Source organism: Staphylococcus caseorum (assembly GCF_049943195.1).
Classification (GTDB): Bacteria; Bacillota; Bacilli; order Staphylococcales; family Staphylococcaceae; genus Staphylococcus; species Staphylococcus equorum_A.
Genome location: NZ_JBNFUA010000001.1, coordinates 1138185 through 1156216, shown reverse-complemented (window position 1 = coordinate 1156216; position 18032 = coordinate 1138185). Strand labels below are relative to the sequence as shown.

Sequence of the window (18032 nt, the reverse complement as noted above, 5' to 3'; positions counted from 1 at the left end):
ACTGGGCTAAATGAGTTTACAACAGCGCTTACATTTCATATAATTAGTTATGAACTTAACCTAAGAAACAGGAGGATGGAGAATGAATATCCACGAGTATCAAGGTAAAGCATTATTTCGTACTATGGGCGTTGCTGTCCCAGAAGGACGCGTAGCGTTCACTGCTGACGAAGCGGTAGAAAAAGCAAAAGAATTAAATTCAAAAGTATATGTGGTAAAAGCACAGATTCACGCTGGGGGTAGAGGTAAAGCAGGTGGAGTTAAAATCGCTAAATCACTATCTGAAGTTGAAACTTACGCTAAAGAATTATTAGGTAAGACGCTTGTAACACATCAAACTGGTCCTGAAGGTAAAGAAATTAAGCGCCTTTACATAGAAGAGGGCTGCGATATTCAAAAAGAATATTATGTTGGATTTGTAATTGATCGTGCGACTGACAGTGTTACTTTGATGGCATCAGAAGAAGGCGGAACTGAAATTGAAGAAGTTGCTGCTGAATCACCTGAAAAAATATTCAAAGAAACTATTGATCCTATTGTTGGTTTAGCACCATATCAAGCTAGAAGAATCGCTTTTAATATTAATATTCCAAAAGAATCAATTAATAAAGCAGCTAAATTTTTAGTTTCACTTTATAATGTTTTCATCGAAAAAGACTGTTCTATTGTAGAAATAAACCCATTAGTAACAACTAATGATGGTAATGTTTTGGCATTAGATGCAAAAGTTAACTTTGATGATAATGCATTATTTAAACATAAAGATATCCTAGAATTACGCGATTTAGAAGAAGAAGATCCAAAAGAAATCGAAGCTTCTAAGTACGATTTATCATATATTGCATTAGATGGAGACATCGGTTGTATGGTAAATGGTGCTGGTTTAGCTATGGCAACTATGGATACAATTAACCACTTTGGTGGCAATCCGGCGAACTTCCTAGATGTAGGGGGCGGTGCAACTAAAGAAAAAGTTACTGAAGCATTTAAAATCATTTTAGGTGATGACAACGTAAAAGGTATTTTTGTTAATATCTTTGGTGGAATCATGAAATGTGACATTATTGCTGAAGGTATCGTTGCTGCAGTTAAAGAAGTAGAGCTTACTTTACCGCTTGTTGTACGTTTAGAAGGTACAAATGTTGAAAAAGGTAAAGAAATTCTTAAAGATTCTGGCTTAGCAATTGAATCAGCTGCAACTATGGCAGAAGGCGCACAAAAAATCGTAAAACTTGTTAAAGAAGCGTAGGAAAGGATGGGAGCACTAACATGAGCGTATTTATTGATAAAAATACAAAAGTAATTGTACAAGGTATCACAGGGTCAACTGCCCTTTTCCATACAAAACAGATGCTTGAATATGGTACACAAATTGTTGCTGGGGTAACACCAGGTAAAGGCGGACAAGTAGTAGAAGGTGTACCAGTATTCAATACAGTTGAAGAAGCACAAAAAGAAACAGGTGCTACAGTATCTGTTATCTATGTACCTGCGCCATTCGCAGCAGATGCAATTTTAGAATGTATAGATGCAGAATTAGATTTAGCTATCTGTATTACAGAACATATTCCAGTAATTGATATGGTTAAAGTTAAACGTTACTCAGAAGGTAAAGAAACACGTGTTATTGGACCTAACTGTCCGGGTGTTATTACTGCTGATGAATCTAAAATTGGTATCATGCCAGGCTATATTCATAAAAAGGGTCACGTAGGCGTAGTATCTCGTTCAGGTACTTTAACTTATGAAGCTGTACACCAATTAACTGAAGAAGGTATTGGTCAAACAACAGCCGTAGGTATCGGTGGCGATCCAGTCAATGGTACAAACTTTATTGATGTGCTAAAAGCATTTAATGAAGACGATGAAACAAAAGCAGTCGTTATGATTGGTGAAATCGGTGGAACAGCAGAAGAAGAAGCTGCTGAATGGATTAAAGCTAACATGACTAAACCTGTAGTAGGCTTCGTCGGAGGACAAACAGCCCCTCCAGGTAAACGTATGGGCCATGCCGGTGCGATTATTTCAGGCGGTAAAGGTACTGCTGAAGAAAAAGTTAAAACACTTAACAATTGTGGTGTTAAAACTGCAGATACACCATCAGAAATTGGTACAACATTAATTGATGCAGCTAAAGAAGCAGGCATCTATGAACAATTATTAACTGTAAAACAATAATTGTATTGTACAAACCCAGCACAAATTCCGAAAATATGTCGGAGTTTGTGCTATTTTACGTATTCAAACATTTTAGATAATATAATAATCGCGGTTGATAGGCATAGATATTCTTTTCTTATCAACCGTTTTTTGTTGCGTAAATTTCTTTATAAGTTTTATGAATTTGAAGGATTCAATTTACAGAAGAGAAATTTTAAGTTGCATAACCATTGTTTTATGACACTTGTTGTAGTTACTTTTATAATAGAAGAAAAACGATTGAAAATTTTTAGAACTTGGCTAATCTTAGTTAGAAGTAATACGTACATAAGCTTTATTTTAGTCATTAAAATATAAGGTAGTTCTAGTTTGAAGTGAATTTAAAATAGAGAATTACTCCTTAAAATCTTGTTACTTTTCACTAGAAAATGATGTAGTTTTGTAATCTAAACTACTGCTGTTTTCCATTATAATTGAGATGAAAAGGAGAATTATAATGAGAGAACACGAATATTTAAAATTACGTTTTTCAGGTTTAACGACACACCAAATACATCAACTGTTAAGGTGTAATCCTAGTTTTTTAGACTATGATCAAGTGGAACAAAATCATGAACTCAAACAATTTTTAAGTACATTAAAAACAAAGCGAAAAGCAGAAATTTATAAGCAATATCTAAATATAGAAGTTAAAAACATAATAACATTGTTACGACAATGGAATTTAAAGTACATTTCAATAGAACAGTCTACATATCCCATATTACTTCGTGAAATCTATGAGCCGCCACTCATCCTTTTCTATAAAGGAAAGCTATCTTTAATGCAATCTCCTCAAACTCTTGCTATTATAGGGTCAAGGCATGCGACAGAATATAGTCAAAAAGCATTGAACTTTCTTTTTCCTTCATTTAAAAAAGGAAACTTAACCATAATCTCTGGCTTAGCTAAAGGCGCAGATAAAATGGCACACGAACATGCTTTATCGATGAATATGTCTGCAATTGCAGTACTAGGTTTTGGTCATTTACAACATTATCCAAAAGAAACGTTTGAAATTAGAAAACGATTAGAAAGCGAAGGACTTGTAGTGAGTGAATACCTTCCTTTTCAAAGACCGCAAAAGCATCATTTTCCTGAGCGTAATAGAATAATAAGTGGATTGTCAAAAGGTGTATTGATTACAGAATCTAAAGCAAATAGTGGCACATGTATTACAACGAATTTTGCCTTAGAACAAAATAGAGAAGCATACGTACTACCAGGTTCTATCTTTAATCCGATGACTGAAGGAAATTTATTAAGTGCTCAAGAAGGAGCAAAAATTGTTTTAAAAGCAAGTGATATATTAATAAATTATAATTGAAATTTAATTGAATCTAATGGACATTAAATGGAAGTTTATTAATGAAAGAAAAGGCATTTTATAATTATGAAATTACGATGACATTTGTTTTGTTTTTTTAGTCAATATTCTTAGAAATCCAGGTAACTTAAAATTAAAAACATTGACAAAAACAAAATAGACCGTTTATCATTTATCTTTGTAATTAGAAATGCAAGGGGGTAACTACTTTGACAGAAAATTTAGTCATAGTTGAATCGCCTGCAAAAGCTAAAACCATTGAAAAATATTTAGGTAAAAAATATAAAGTTATCGCATCTATGGGGCATGTTAGAGACTTGCCACGCAGCCAAATGGGCGTAGATGATGAAAATGATTTTGAGCCAAAATATATTACGATACGCGGCAAAGGTCCAGTTGTTAAAGAACTTAAAAAACATGCTAAGAAAGCAAAAAAAATATTCTTAGCGAGTGACCCTGACCGTGAAGGTGAGGCAATTGCTTGGCATTTGGCGAACATATTAAATTTAGAAGAATCAGTAGAAAATAGAGTAGTATTTAATGAAATAACAAAAGATGCCGTGAAAGATAGCTTTAAACATCCTAGAGGCATAGAGATGAATCTTGTTGACGCTCAGCAAGCGAGACGTATATTAGACCGTTTAGTTGGTTATAATATATCGCCGGTATTGTGGAAAAAAGTTAAAAAAGGTTTGTCAGCTGGACGTGTCCAATCTGTTGCACTTAGATTAGTTATTGATCGCGAAAATGAAATCAGAAACTTTAAACCAGAAGAATATTGGAAAATTGAAGGCGAATTTAGATATAAGAAATCCAAATTCAATGCCAAATTCCTTCATTTAAAAAACAAGCCATTTAAGTTAACAAATAAAGATGATGTAGAAAAAATTACTACACAACTAGATGGAGACCAGTTTGAGGTAACGAAAGTAACTAAAAAAGAAAAAACACGTTATCCATCTAATCCATTTACAACATCAACATTACAACAAGAAGCTGCGCGCAAATTGAACTTCAAAGCACGAAAAACAATGATGCTTGCGCAGCAATTGTACGAAGGTATTGATTTGAAACGACAAGGTACAGTCGGTTTAATCACATATATGCGTACAGATTCAACAAGAGTATCTGATCAAGCTAAAACTGAAGCGAAAAGTTATATTGAAGAAACGTATGGTAATAACTATACGTCAAATCGTAAAGCTAAAGGACAACAAGGCGATCAAGATGCCCATGAAGCAATCAGACCATCTGGAACATTGCGTACACCAAATGAAATGAAAAATTATTTAACGCGTGATCAACACAGACTATATAAATTAATTTGGGAACGTTTTGTCGCAAGTCAAATGGCACCTGCGATTCTTGATACTGTTGCTATGGATTTAACACAAAATGATTTAAAATTCCGTGCGAATGGACAAACAATTAAGTTTAAAGGCTTCATGACACTATACATTGAAACTACAGACGACGATGAAGGCGGTAAAGAAAATAAATTACCTAATATTGAAGAAGGCGAAATGGTTACAGCAACTAATATCGAACCTTCTCAACATTACACACAACCACCGCCGCGTTATACTGAAGCGCGTTTAGTAAAAACAATGGAAGAATTGAAAATTGGTCGACCATCTACGTATGCACCGACAATAGATACGATACAAAAAAGAAATTATGTAAAAAATGAAAGTAAGCGATTTGTTCCAACTGAACTAGGTGAAATCGTTCATGAACAAGTGAAGGATTATTTCCCTGAAATCATTGATGTCGACTTTACTGTAAACATGGAAACATTATTGGATAAAGTAGCTGATGGCGAAATTCCTTGGAAAAAAGTAATTCGTGATTTTTACAGTAGCTTTAGTCAAGATGTTGAACGTGCAGAAGAAGAAATGGAAAAAATTGAAATTAAAGATGAACCAGCTGGAGAAGATTGCGAACTATGCGGATCTCCGATGGTAATTAAAATGGGACGCTATGGTAAATTCATGGCATGTTCTAACTTCCCAGACTGTCGTAACACGAAAGCCATTATCAAAACGATTGGCGTGACTTGTCCTAAATGTAAAGAGGGCGATGTCGTTGAACGCAAATCTAAAAAGAACCGTATTTTCTTCGGTTGTTCAAAATATCCTGAGTGTGACTTCGTTACATGGGATAAACCTGTAGGTCGTGATTGTCCTAAATGTGAACAATATCTTGTTGAGAAAAAACAAGGACGTAAAAGTCAGGTTATTTGTTCAAACTGTGATTATAAAGAAGAACTGCAAAAATAAACAAACATATCATTTATTAAATATTGCGTAATACAAACGTACATTACGAATATTGTTAATAATTCTATAAGCAACTAACGACACATATTTATAATGTAGACGCATATATTTATAATTATGATATGATGTCGTAGTTGCTATTTTTAATGTATTGGAGGAAATTAAATGACTCAAACTGTCAATGTTATCGGGGCTGGTCTAGCTGGCTCAGAAGCAGCATATCAATTAGCTCAAAGAGGGATTAAAGTTAATTTAATAGAGATGAGGCCAGTGAAGCAAACACCAGCACATCACACTGATCAATTTGCTGAATTAGTTTGTTCAAACTCATTACGTGGCAATGCGTTAACGAATGCAGTTGGTGTACTCAAGGAAGAGATGAGACGTCTTGATTCACTTATTATTAATGCAGCAGACAAAGCAAGAGTACCTGCTGGTGGTGCGTTAGCAGTAGATCGACATGATTTTGCTGGTTACGTTACAGAAACTTTAAAAAATCATCCCAATGTTACAGTGTTAAATAAAGAGATTAATAGCATACCTGAAGGTTATACAATCATTGCTACTGGTCCATTAACAACAGAAAAATTGGCTGCTGAAATTGTTGAAGCTACTGGTGAAGATCAATTGTATTTTTATGATGCCGCAGCTCCAATAATTGAAAAAGAAAGTATAGATATGAATAAAGTATATTTGAAATCTCGTTATGATAAAGGTGAAGCAGCATATCTGAATTGTCCAATGACTGAAGAAGAATTCAATACATTTTATGATGCATTAATGGAAGCAGAAGTTGCACCAGTAAATGAATTCGAGAAAGAAAAATATTTTGAAGGATGTATGCCCTTTGAAGTTATGGCGGAACGTGGGCGTAAAACTTTATTGTTTGGACCTATGAAACCAGTTGGGCTAGAAGATCCTAAGACAGGCGAACGTCCATATGCAGTCGTACAATTGAGACAAGATGATGCGGCTGGTACATTATATAATCTTGTAGGTTTTCAAACACATTTAAAATGGGGAGCACAAAAAGACGTTATACGTTTAATTCCTGGTTTAGAAAATGTAGAAATCGTAAGATATGGTGTGATGCATCGAAATACATTTATTAACTCGCCAGACGTGTTGACGGAAAAGTATGAGTTGATAGGTAGAGAAGAAGTTCATTTTGCTGGCCAAATGACTGGCGTTGAAGGTTATGTTGAAAGTGCAGCAAGTGGTTTAGTAGCAGGCATCAACGTAGCGCATAAAATTAAAGGTAAAGGCGGCGTAGTATTTCCAAGAGAAACAATGATTGGAAGTATGGCATATTATATTTCTCATGCTAAAAACGAGAAAAATTTCCAGCCAATGAATGCGAATTTTGGTTTACTGCCAACTTTAGAAAATCGTGTTAAAGATAAAAAATTACGTTATGAAAAACTTGCAGATCGCGCGTTATCGTATCTAGATAATTATAAGCAAACTTTATAAAATATTCGTTGATATAACCATTTTCTAAAAATTTTGTAAGTTTGACTCAATTTAATAGTTATTTTTCGCAGTCCCCTTCATCAATATGCTACAATTCATATTGATGGAGGGGTTTTTATTGGAAGAAATCCAGCAGGCATATTTATTTATGCTAAAAGTTGAACGACAGTTTTCAGAGCATACTTTAAAGTCATACCACGATGATTTAGAACAGTTTAATGTATTTTTAAGTCAAGAATATTTAGAGTTATCTGCATTCGAATATAAAGATGCAAGAAACTATCTAAGTTATTTATATTCGAAAAACTTGAAAAGAACCTCAGTTTCTCGTAAAATTTCTACGCTGAGAAGTTTTTATGAATATTGGATGACGCAAGATGAAAAAGTTATAAATCCATTTGTTCAATTAGTGCATCCCAAGAAAGAACAATACTTACCACACTTTTTTTATGAAGAAGAAATGGAAGCTTTATTTGATACTGTTGAAAAAGACCCGAAAAAAGGTTTGAGAGATAGAGTGATTTTGGAACTCCTTTATGCAACAGGGATAAGGGTTTCGGAGTTAGTCCATATAAAAGAGCATGATTTAGATATGAATTCACCTGGTGTAAAAGTGTTAGGTAAAGGTGGTAAAGAACGTTTTATTCCATTTGGGGAATTTTGTAAACAAAGTATAGAACGATATTTAGAATTATTTAAACCTAAAAACAAAAGTGATCATAATTATTTATTAGTAAATATGAACGGTGCGCCTATCACAGAGCGCGGCGTTCGTTATGTGTTGAACGATGTTGTAAAACGTACAGCTGGCGTCACGGATATTCACCCACATAAATTAAGACATACATTTGCAACACACATGCTTAATCAGGGTGCTGATTTACGTACCGTTCAATCATTGCTAGGGCATGTGAATTTATCGACTACAGGTCGCTACACACATGTTACAAATGAACAATTAAGAAAAGTATATTTAAACGCACATCCTCGTGCAAAAAAGGAGAATTAGATTATGAGTACATCTATTCATGCGACAACGATTTTTGCAGTGCAACATAACGGCCATTCAGCAATGGCAGGTGATGGTCAAGTAACACTTGGTGAACAAGTGATCATGAAACAAACAGCACGTAAGGTTAGACGCTTATACAACGATAAAGTTTTAGCAGGATTTGCAGGAAGCGTTGCAGATGCATTTACGTTATTCGAAAAGTTCGAGACTAAACTACAACAATTTGGTGGTAATTTAGAAAGAGCCGCAGTTGAATTAGCTCAGGAATGGAGAGGTGACAAACAACTGCGTCAACTAGAAGCAATGTTAATCGTTATGGATGAGGATTCAATCCTTGTTGTAAGTGGTACAGGAGAAGTGATTGCACCAGATGATGCTTTAATAGCAATTGGTTCAGGTGGTAATTACGCTTTGAGTGCTGGAAGAGCCTTGAAACGTCATGCCACAAACTTAACTGCAGAAGAAATGGCTTATGAAAGTTTAAAAGTTGCATCTGATATTTGTGTGTTTACAAATGATCAAATCGTAGTTGAAAAATTATAAAAGTTAAAACTAAAAAAGCGCAATGAAAAAATAAAAATGTATAATTGTAAAAATTTAGGATATAGTAATAATAAATAAATTTAAAAATAATTTTTAGAATAATTGAAATCAAAATTACGGAGGTAATTTATTTTATGGAAACGACTGGCATTAAATTAACACCAAAAGATATCGTTTCAAAATTGAATGAATACATTGTTGGACAAGATGATGCAAAACGCAAAGTAGCAATTGCATTAAGAAATAGATATAGACGAAGTCTTTTAGCTGATGAAGCTAAACAAGAGATTGCACCCAAAAATATTTTGATGATTGGACCAACAGGTGTAGGTAAGACAGAAATAGCAAGAAGAATGGCTAAAGTTGTAGGTGCACCTTTTATAAAGGTAGAAGCAACTAAATTTACAGAAGTAGGCTATGTCGGTCGAGATGTTGAGAGCATGGTAAGAGATTTAGTTGACGTAGCTATTAGACTGGTTAAAGAACAAAAGAAAGCTTTAGTCGAAGAAGAAGCGAAGCAAAAAGCAAATGAAAAATTAGTAAAACTTTTAGTACCTAGTATGAAGCAAAAAGCGAATAATGCGAATAACAGTGGGAATAATCCTTTAGAATCATTATTTGGTGGTTCGATGCCAAACTTTGGTCAAAACAATGAAGAAGAAGAGGATACGCCTACAGAAGAAATCAAGACAAAGCGTTCTGAAATTAAACAACAATTATTGAATGGTGAATTGGAAGAAGAAAAAGTAAGATTAAAAGTAGAGCAAGACCCAGGCGCTATGGGGATGTTAGGCACAAATCAAAATGAACAAATGCAAGATATGATGAAACAACTCATGCCTAAGAAAAAAGTTGAAAGAGAAGTCCCTGTACAAACAGCACGTAAAATATTAACGGATCAATTTGCCGACGAACTGATTGATCAAGAATCAGCAAATCAACAAGCAATCGAACTTGCCGAGCAAATGGGTATTATATTTATTGATGAAATCGATAAAGTTGCAACTAACAATCAAAATTCAGGTCAAGATGTGTCTCGACAAGGCGTTCAGAGAGATATTTTACCAATACTTGAAGGTAGCATGGTACAAACGAAATATGGTACTGTTAACACTGAACATATGCTATTTATTGGTGCTGGAGCATTCCACGTGGCTAAACCAAGTGATTTAATTCCTGAGTTGCAAGGTCGTTTCCCAATTCGTGTTGAATTAGAAAGCCTTTCAGTAGAAGATTTTGTACGAATCTTGACTGAACCGAAATTATCACTTATCAAACAATATGAAGCGCTACTTCAAACAGAAGAAGTGACAGTCAACTTTACCGATGACGCGATTAAACGTCTGGCAGAAATTGCCTTCCAGGTAAACCAAGATACTGATAACATTGGCGCACGTCGTTTGCATACTATACTTGAAAAGATGCTAGAAGATTTATCATTTGAAGCACCAAGTATGCCCAATGCGGTTGTAGACATCACACCACAATATGTTGATGATAAGTTGAAATCAATTTCAACAAACAAAGATTTAAGTGCATTTATTTTATAATATAAATAAAAAGGAGAAGGAATATGAGCTTATTATCGAAAACTAGAGAATTAAATACACTTTTGCAAAAGCACAAAGGTATTGCCGTTGATTTTAAGGATGTAGCACAAACAATAAGTAGTGTAACAGTAACAAATGTATTTATTGTTTCTAGAAAAGGAAAGATTTTAGGATCAAGTTTAAATGAATTATTGAAAAATGATCGTATTATACAAATGCTTGAAAATAGACACATACCTAAAGAATATACGGATAAACTAATGGATGTTAGAGAGACACAATCTAACATTGATATTGAAAACGTATTATCAGTGTTCCCACCAGAAAACAAAGATTTATTCAAAATCAGCAGAACTACAATTTTCCCGATTTTAGGTGGCGGTGAAAGATTAGGTACTTTAGTCCTTGGACGTGTTCAAGAAGATTTCTCTGAGAATGATTTAGTTCTTGGCGAATATGCTGCTACAGTTATTGGCATGGAAATCTTACGTGAAAAACATAGTGAAGTTGAACAAGAAGCAAGAGACAAAGCTTCTATTAGCATGGCAATTAATTCTTTATCATATTCTGAAAGTGAAGCAATCGAGCATATCTTTGAAGAATTAGGTGGTAAAGAAGGATTACTTATTGCATCAAAAGTTGCTGATAGAGTAGGTATTACACGTTCAGTTATTGTTAATGCTTTGCGTAAACTTGAAAGTGCTGGTGTTATTGAATCGCGTTCTTTAGGAATGAAAGGTACATTTATTAAAGTGAAAAAAGAAAAATTCTTAGATGAGCTAGAAAGAATTAAATAATAAATACGTAAATGAATTTAAAAATATATCATCAAAAAGAGCGTCTAAATCATAAGACTTTTAGATGTTCTTTTAATGTGTGAAATAGTAATGTGAAAGTATTGCTTTATAAACACAAATATGATATATTTATTCACGGCTATGAAGCCAATACGCACATAAAAAGTATAAGTATAAAGGGTGCGATATTTAGTTATCGTGTTTATATGAGCTTTTTGTGGAGGTAATAAACCAATAGGAGGATTTTAATTATGGCAGTAATTTCAATGAAACAATTACTAGAAGCAGGCGTTCACTTTGGTCACCAAACACGTCGTTGGAACCCAAAAATGAAAAGATACATTTTCACTGAAAGAAACGGTATTTACATTATCGATTTACAAAAAACAGTGAAAAAAGTAGAAGAAGCTTATAACTTCATTAAACAAGTATCAGAAGATGGCGGAAAAGTTTTATTCGTTGGTACGAAAAAACAAGCACAAGACTCAGTGAAAGCTGAAGCAGAACGTGCTGGTCAATTCTATGTAAACCAAAGATGGTTAGGTGGAATCTTAACTAACTATAAAACAATTTCTAAACGTATCAAACGCATCTCTGAAATTGAAAAAATGGAAGAAGATGGCTTATTCGAAGTATTACCTAAAAAAGAAGTTGTAGAACTTAAAAAAGAATACGACCGTTTAATCAAATTCTTAGGCGGAATTCGTGATATGAAATCAATGCCTCAAGCATTATTTGTAGTTGACCCTCGTAAAGAGCGCAACGCAATTGCTGAAGCACGCAAATTACACATCCCTATCGTTGGTATTGTGGATACTAACTGTGATCCAGATGAAATTGATTACGTTATCCCAGCAAACGACGATGCTATTCGTGCCGTTAAATTATTAACTGGTAAAATGGCAGATGCGATCTTAGAAGGTCAACAAGGTGTATCTAATGAAGAAGTAGCAGCAGAACAAAATATTGATTTAAATGAATCAAAAGAAGCTACTGAAGCAGGAACAACTGAAGAAAACACTTCTGTTGAATCAAACTAAGAATAATGTAAAATGGGTGATAAGATATTCAAGCTTATCACCCTTTTTTAAAAACAAATATATTAAAATTCATTAAATAATGGAGGAATATGAAATGGCAATTTCAGCTAAACTTGTAAAAGAATTACGTGAAAAAACTGGTGCAGGTATGATGGACTGTAAAAAAGCGTTAACAGAAACTGATGGTGACATCGACAAAGCTGTTGATTACTTACGTGAAAAAGGTATCGCAAAAGCTGCTAAAAAATCTGACCGTATTGCGGCAGAAGGTCTAGTTCATGTTGAAGAAAAAGGCAATGAAGCAGCAATTGTAGAAATTAATGCAGAAACTGACTTCGTAGCTCGTAACGAAGGTTTCCAAGAATTAGTGAAAGAAATTGCTAACCAAGTATTAGAAACAAAAGTTGAAACAGTAGAAGCATTATTAGAAACTACATTAGCTGATGGTAAATCAGTAGACCAACGTGTTAAAGAATCTATCTCAACTATCGGAGAAAAATTAAGTATCCGTCGTTTTGCTATTAGAACAAAATCAGATAACGATGCTTTTGGTTCTTATTTACACATGGGCGGACGTATCGGTGTGTTAACTGTAGTTGAAGGTTCAACTGATGGCCAAGCTGCTAAAGACGTAGCTATGCACATTGCTGCAATCAACCCTAAATATGTTTCATCTGAACAAGTAAGCGAAGATGAAATTAATCACGAAAGAGAAGTTTTAAAACAACAAGCACTAAACGAAGGCAAACCAGAAAAAATTGTAGAAAAAATGGTTGAAGGTCGTTTACGTAAATATTTACAAGAAATTTGTGCAGTTGACCAAAACTTTGTAAAAGATCCTGATCAAACAGTTGAAGCTTTCTTGAAATCAAAAGGTGGAAAACTTGTTGACTTCTTACGTTATGAAGTAGGCGAAGGCATGGAAAAACGTGAAGAAAACTTTGCTGACGAAGTAAAAGGACAAATGAAATAATTTTTCATAGTTAAAACAAGAAAGAAGACACCTTTGTGCTCCGTATGAAAGATTTACTTTTGTATTGGAAGACCTATTGTGTCTTCTTTACTTGTATCAATTACATATTTTTACAATAGAGAGGATAAGACAATGGCTCAAACTTCTAAATACGATCGTGTTGTTTTAAAATTAAGTGGCGAAGCACTAGCAGGTAACGATGGATTTGGAATTAATCCAATTACGATTAAAAGTGTGGCTGAACAAGTAGCCGAAGTTGCAAAGATGGATTGCGAAATTGCAGTTATCGTTGGCGGAGGTAATATTTGGAGAGGTAAAACGGGTAGTGACTTAGGCATGGATCGTGGTACTGCTGATTACATGGGTATGTTAGCAACGGTAATGAATGCTTTAGCGTTACAAGACAGCCTTGAACAATTAGAATGCGACACACGCGTTTTAACTTCAATTGAAATGAAACAAGTTGCAGAACCATACATTCGTCGTCGTGCAATTAGACACTTAGAGAAAAAACGTGTAGTTATTTTTGCAGCGGGAATTGGTAATCCATACTTCTCAACTGATACTACAGCAGCTTTACGTGCGGCTGAAGTTGAAGCCGATGTTATCTTAATGGGTAAAAATAATGTTGATGGCGTTTACTCTGCTGATCCAAAAGTAGACCCTAATGCTATTAAGTATGAACATCTTACTCATATTCAAATGTTACAAGATGGTTTACAAGTAATGGATTCAACAGCATCTTCATTCTGTATGGATAACAATATTCCGTTGAATGTGTTCTCAATTACTGAAGAAGGTAATATTAAACGTGCAGTAATGGGTGAAAAAATAGGAACAATAATAACAAAATAATTAGAGGTGTATGAGAATGAGCGACATTATTAATGATACGAAATCAAAAATGCAAAAATCTGTTGATAATCTTTCAAGAGAATTAGCTAATATTAGTGCTGGAAGAGCCAATTCCAATTTATTAAATGGCGTAAATGTTGATTACTACGGTGCTCCAACACCAGTTCAACAACTTGCTAGTATCAATGTGCCAGAAGCACGTTTATTAGTAATTGCACCATATGATAAATCATCTGTTGGTAATATTGAAAAAGCAATCAACGCTGCTAACTTAGGTGTGAATCCTTCAAGTGATGGAGAAGTTATACGTATTGTTATTCCGGCATTAACTGAAGAGCGCCGTAAAGAGCTTGTAAAAGATGTTAAGAAAATTGGCGAAGATGCGAAAGTAGCAGTTAGAAATGTTCGTCGTGATTCAAATGATGTACTTAAAAAACAAGAGAAAAATGGCGATATCACTGAAGATGATTTAAGATCACAAACAGATGATGTACAAAAATTAACTGACAACTCAATTAAAGAAATTGATAAATTATTAGAAGAAAAAGAAAAAGATATAATGTCAGTATAAACATGGTAATGATGATTATACTTCTATTCACTCATTAAGGTATATAATTACTTATAGTTAGAGCTTGAAGCAGAGGTATATCATATATTTATCTGAACTGTATCAAATCAGACTTTGGTACAGTTTTTTTATTTGTTTATTCAATGCACCTATCTATTATGATAAAATGGTAGATAATTGCATCTAGAATCTAATTATAATAAACAGAGATGATCAAGCTCGGAGGAAATACCATGTTTAAAAAGTTAAAAAAGAAGAAAGAAAATCAGTATAAGCAATCCGATATAGATTTGGAAGTACATAATATACCCGAACATGTTGCTATAATTATGGATGGTAATGGTCGTTGGGCTAAACAAAGAAAATTGCCTAGAATAAAAGGCCACTACCAAGGTATGCAAACTGTTAAAAAAATCACTAAAGCAGCTAGTGATTTAGGAATTAAATATTTAACATTGTATACTTTCTCTACAGAAAATTGGACAAGACCTAAAAATGAAGTGAATTACATCATGAACTTGCCAGTTAACTTTTTAAGAACATTTCTACCAGAGTTGATAGAAAATAATGTTAAAGTAGAGACGATTGGTTTTATTGAGCATTTACCAACATCTACACTTAAAGCGATAGATAAAGCAAAAGAAGAAACAAAGCATAATACGGGCTTAAAATTGGTCTTTGCTATAAATTATGGCGGACGAGCCGAAATTGTTCACAGTGTGAAATCAATTTATGACAAATTGACTGCTGAAGGTTTAACAAGCGAAGCAATCACTGAAGAAATGATTAATGACCATTTAATGACTCATTGCTACCCTGACCCGGACCTTTTGATTAGAACATCAGGAGAGCAACGTATTAGTAATTTCCTAATCTGGCAAGTATCTTACAGTGAATTTTTATTCAATGAAAAATTATGGCCAGATTTTGATAAAGAAGAATTAATAAACTGTATTAAAATTTATCAATCTCGTCAAAGGCGTTTTGGGGGATTATAAGTAGTTAGGAGAATAGTATGAAAGTTAGAACTTTGACGGCAATCATAGCGCTTATCATTTTCCTCCCGGTCTTACTGAAGGGCGGAGTTATATTAATGCTGTTTTCGTATTTATTAGCGTTCATAGCATTAAAAGAATTGCTTAATATGAATATGATTAAGTTTTTATCGGTGCCAGGTATCATAAGTGCGCTAGGAATTTTAATTATTATGTTACCTCAAGGCGCCGGTAACTGGGTTAATGATTTACAATTAAAGTCTTTAATAGCAATGAGTTTTATTTTATTAAGTTATACAGTGCTTTCTAAAAATAGATTTAGTTTTATGGACGCTGCATTTTGTTTAATGACGATTGCGTATGTTGGTATTGGGTTTATGTATCTTTATGAAACAAGGTCTGAAGGCTTACACTACATACTATTTGCATTTCTAATCGTATGGTCAACAGATACAGGGGCATATATTTTTGGTCGCTTAATGGGCAAACATAAATTATGGCCTGTGATTAGTCCTAATAAAACAATAGAAGGTTTTGTTGGCGGATTGATTTGTAGTTTAATTATTCCACTTGTTATGATTATGTTTGTAGACTTTAATATTGCAACATGGATATTATTAATTGTTACGATTGTTTTAAGTATGTTTGGACAACTTGGTGACCTTGTTGAGTCAGGTTTCAAACGTCATTTTGGTGTAAAAGACTCTGGTCGTATTTTGCCTGGCCATGGCGGTATTTTAGATCGCTTTGACAGTTTTATGTTTGTATTGCCACTATTAAACATCTTGTTAATACAAGCTTAACTATAGATTCAAAGTGATACTATACAATTATATAAACAAAAATAAGGAGTTAATGAAATAAAATAACTGCAATACAGTTATTTTATTTCTTAACTCCTTTTCACAAGCAAAAATACTTTGTGTAATTACGACTGCAAAATGATAAGTATAATGTAAGTGAATGACTTGAAGACATATTAAAGTTACGTGTGTCACTCAGCATTGTTGTGTTATACTTTTATAATCTAAAGTAAGCAAGTAGTCATAAGAAAATGAATCGTATGAATTAATATATAGTATGAGCAAACAATTTATTTCGAAAATATGAGGTGTAGCAAAGTGAGTTTTCTAGTAACAATTATTTCATTTATAATCGTTTTTGGTGTCCTTGTCACAGTTCATGAGTACGGACATATGTTTTTTGCAAAACGCGCAGGCATTATGTGTCCGGAATTTGCAATTGGTATGGGACCTAAAATATTTAGTTTCAGAAAAAATGAAACATTATATACGATTAGATTATTACCTGTCGGAGGTTATGTACGCATGGCTGGTGATGGTTTAGAAGAACCACCAGTTCAACCAGGTATGCATGTAAAAATAAAATTAAATGACAAAGATGAAATTACGCACATCATTTTAGATGATCAACACAAATTTCAACAAATTGAAGCAATAGAAGTAAAACAATGTGATTTTAAAGATGGCTTTTTCATTGAAGGTGTAACATCATATGATCAAGAAAGACAACGCTATGCAATAGCTAAGAAATCATACTTTGTAGAGAATGGTAGTTTAATTCAAATTGCACCTAGAGATCGTCAATTCACGTATAAAAAACCTTATCAAAAATTCTTAACTTTATTCGCAGGACCACTGTTTAATTTCTTACTTACATTAGTATTATTTATTGGTCTAGCATATTATCAAGGTACAGCAACAAATTCAGTTGATGAAGTTGTTAAAGATTCACCTGCTGAACAAGCAGGTCTTAAATCTGGAGATACGATTGTTAAAGTAGGAAATCATAATATTGATGGTAAAGATGATATCGATAAAGCAGTAAAAGATATAAAAGATAATAAGACAAAATTAGTCGTCGAACGTGATGGCAACAAACAAACATTTGATATTAAGCCTAAAAAAATTGAACAAAAAGTAACGAAAACACACTCAGAAACAAAATATTTATTAGGTTATAGTGCAACGACTGAACACACTATTTTCAAACCAATTGCAGCGGGTGTGGAACAAACACTTAGTGCAGGTAAAATTATTTTCACTGCAATTGTAAGTATGATCGCGAGTATTTTCACTGGAGAATTCTCATTTGATATGTTGAATGGTCCAGTAGGTATATATCATACTGTCGACTCTGTCGTTAAAACTGGTATAATTAACTTGATTTCATGGACTGCTTTGCTAAGTGTTAACTTAGGATTAATGAATTTACTACCAGTACCAGCGTTAGATGGTGGACGAATTTTATTTGTAATTTATGAAGCAATCTTTAGAAAACCAGTAAATAAAAAAGCAGAAACTACAATTATCGCCATTGGTGCCGTATTTGTATTAATCGTTATGGTATTAGTGACTTGGAACGATATTCAGCGTTATTTCTTATAAAGAGGGAGAG

At 33.7% G+C, this 18032-nt stretch carries 16 protein-coding genes; all 16 read left to right on the top strand.

Annotated elements, in window-relative coordinates:
• Positions 1-82: 82 nt before the first annotated feature.
• The 16 genes from sucC (at position 83) to rseP (ending at position 18022) form a co-directional block, all read left to right on the top strand.
• Positions 83-1249, top strand: a complete 1167-nt coding sequence (sucC, locus tag ACP3TL_RS05970; RefSeq protein WP_069816048.1) for an ADP-forming succinate--CoA ligase subunit beta — start codon at positions 83-85, stop codon at positions 1247-1249.
• 20 nt (positions 1250-1269) lie between these two features.
• Positions 1270-2178, top strand: a complete 909-nt coding sequence (gene sucD / locus ACP3TL_RS05965; protein ID WP_065367410.1) for a succinate--CoA ligase subunit alpha — start codon at positions 1270-1272, stop codon at positions 2176-2178.
• Between the two features lie 478 nt (positions 2179-2656).
• Positions 2657-3526 carry a DNA-processing protein DprA gene (dprA, locus tag ACP3TL_RS05960; protein ID WP_285325581.1) on the top strand — a complete coding sequence of 290 codons (870 nt, stop codon included), beginning with the start codon at positions 2657-2659 and terminating at the stop codon, positions 3524-3526.
• A 209-nt stretch (positions 3527-3735) separates the two neighbouring features.
• On the top strand, positions 3736-5805 hold the full coding sequence (topA, locus tag ACP3TL_RS05955) for a type I DNA topoisomerase (RefSeq protein WP_069816044.1): 2070 nt from the start codon (positions 3736-3738) through the stop codon (positions 5803-5805).
• Positions 5806-5970: 165 nt separating this feature from the next.
• Entirely contained in the window at positions 5971-7278 is a 1308-nt protein-coding gene (gene trmFO / locus ACP3TL_RS05950; RefSeq protein ID WP_069832871.1) for an FADH(2)-oxidizing methylenetetrahydrofolate--tRNA-(uracil(54)-C(5))-methyltransferase TrmFO, read from the top strand.
• Between the two features lie 118 nt (positions 7279-7396).
• Entirely contained in the window at positions 7397-8287 is an 891-nt protein-coding gene (xerC, locus tag ACP3TL_RS05945; protein WP_069832870.1) for a tyrosine recombinase XerC, read from the top strand.
• 3 nt (positions 8288-8290) lie between these two features.
• Entirely contained in the window at positions 8291-8833 is a 543-nt protein-coding gene (hslV, locus tag ACP3TL_RS05940; protein ID WP_002507861.1) for an ATP-dependent protease subunit HslV, read from the top strand.
• 134 nt (positions 8834-8967) lie between these two features.
• Positions 8968-10383: an ATP-dependent protease ATPase subunit HslU gene (gene hslU, locus ACP3TL_RS05935; protein WP_069816039.1), complete on the top strand. Its 1416-nt coding sequence runs from the start codon at positions 8968-8970 to the stop codon at positions 10381-10383.
• 23 nt (positions 10384-10406) lie between these two features.
• Positions 10407-11180, top strand: coding sequence for a GTP-sensing pleiotropic transcriptional regulator CodY (codY, locus tag ACP3TL_RS05930; RefSeq protein ID WP_002507859.1), 774 nt, complete (start codon positions 10407-10409; stop codon positions 11178-11180).
• A 251-nt stretch (positions 11181-11431) separates the two neighbouring features.
• Positions 11432-12220 (top strand): 30S ribosomal protein S2, encoded by a 789-nt coding sequence (rpsB, locus tag ACP3TL_RS05925; protein ID WP_069816037.1) that lies wholly within the window; start codon positions 11432-11434, stop codon positions 12218-12220.
• 94 nt (positions 12221-12314) lie between these two features.
• Complete coding sequence (gene tsf / locus ACP3TL_RS05920; protein ID WP_069816035.1) at positions 12315-13193, top strand: translation elongation factor Ts; 879 nt, start codon at positions 12315-12317, stop codon at positions 13191-13193.
• Positions 13194-13325: 132 nt separating this feature from the next.
• Positions 13326-14048: a UMP kinase gene (pyrH, locus tag ACP3TL_RS05915; RefSeq protein ID WP_021338738.1), complete on the top strand. Its 723-nt coding sequence runs from the start codon at positions 13326-13328 to the stop codon at positions 14046-14048.
• Positions 14049-14064: 16 nt separating this feature from the next.
• Positions 14065-14619, top strand: a complete 555-nt coding sequence (gene frr / locus ACP3TL_RS05910) for a ribosome recycling factor (RefSeq protein ID WP_069816033.1) — start codon at positions 14065-14067, stop codon at positions 14617-14619.
• 233 nt (positions 14620-14852) lie between these two features.
• A complete protein-coding gene (gene uppS, locus ACP3TL_RS05905; RefSeq protein WP_069816031.1) occupies positions 14853-15617 on the top strand; it encodes an undecaprenyl pyrophosphate synthase in 765 nt (254 codons plus the stop codon).
• 17 nt (positions 15618-15634) lie between these two features.
• Positions 15635-16417: a phosphatidate cytidylyltransferase gene (locus ACP3TL_RS05900; protein ID WP_069816029.1), complete on the top strand. Its 783-nt coding sequence runs from the start codon at positions 15635-15637 to the stop codon at positions 16415-16417.
• A 318-nt stretch (positions 16418-16735) separates the two neighbouring features.
• Complete coding sequence (gene rseP / locus ACP3TL_RS05895) at positions 16736-18022, top strand: RIP metalloprotease RseP (protein WP_285325583.1); 1287 nt, start codon at positions 16736-16738, stop codon at positions 18020-18022.
• The last annotated feature ends 10 nt before the right edge of the window (positions 18023-18032 follow it).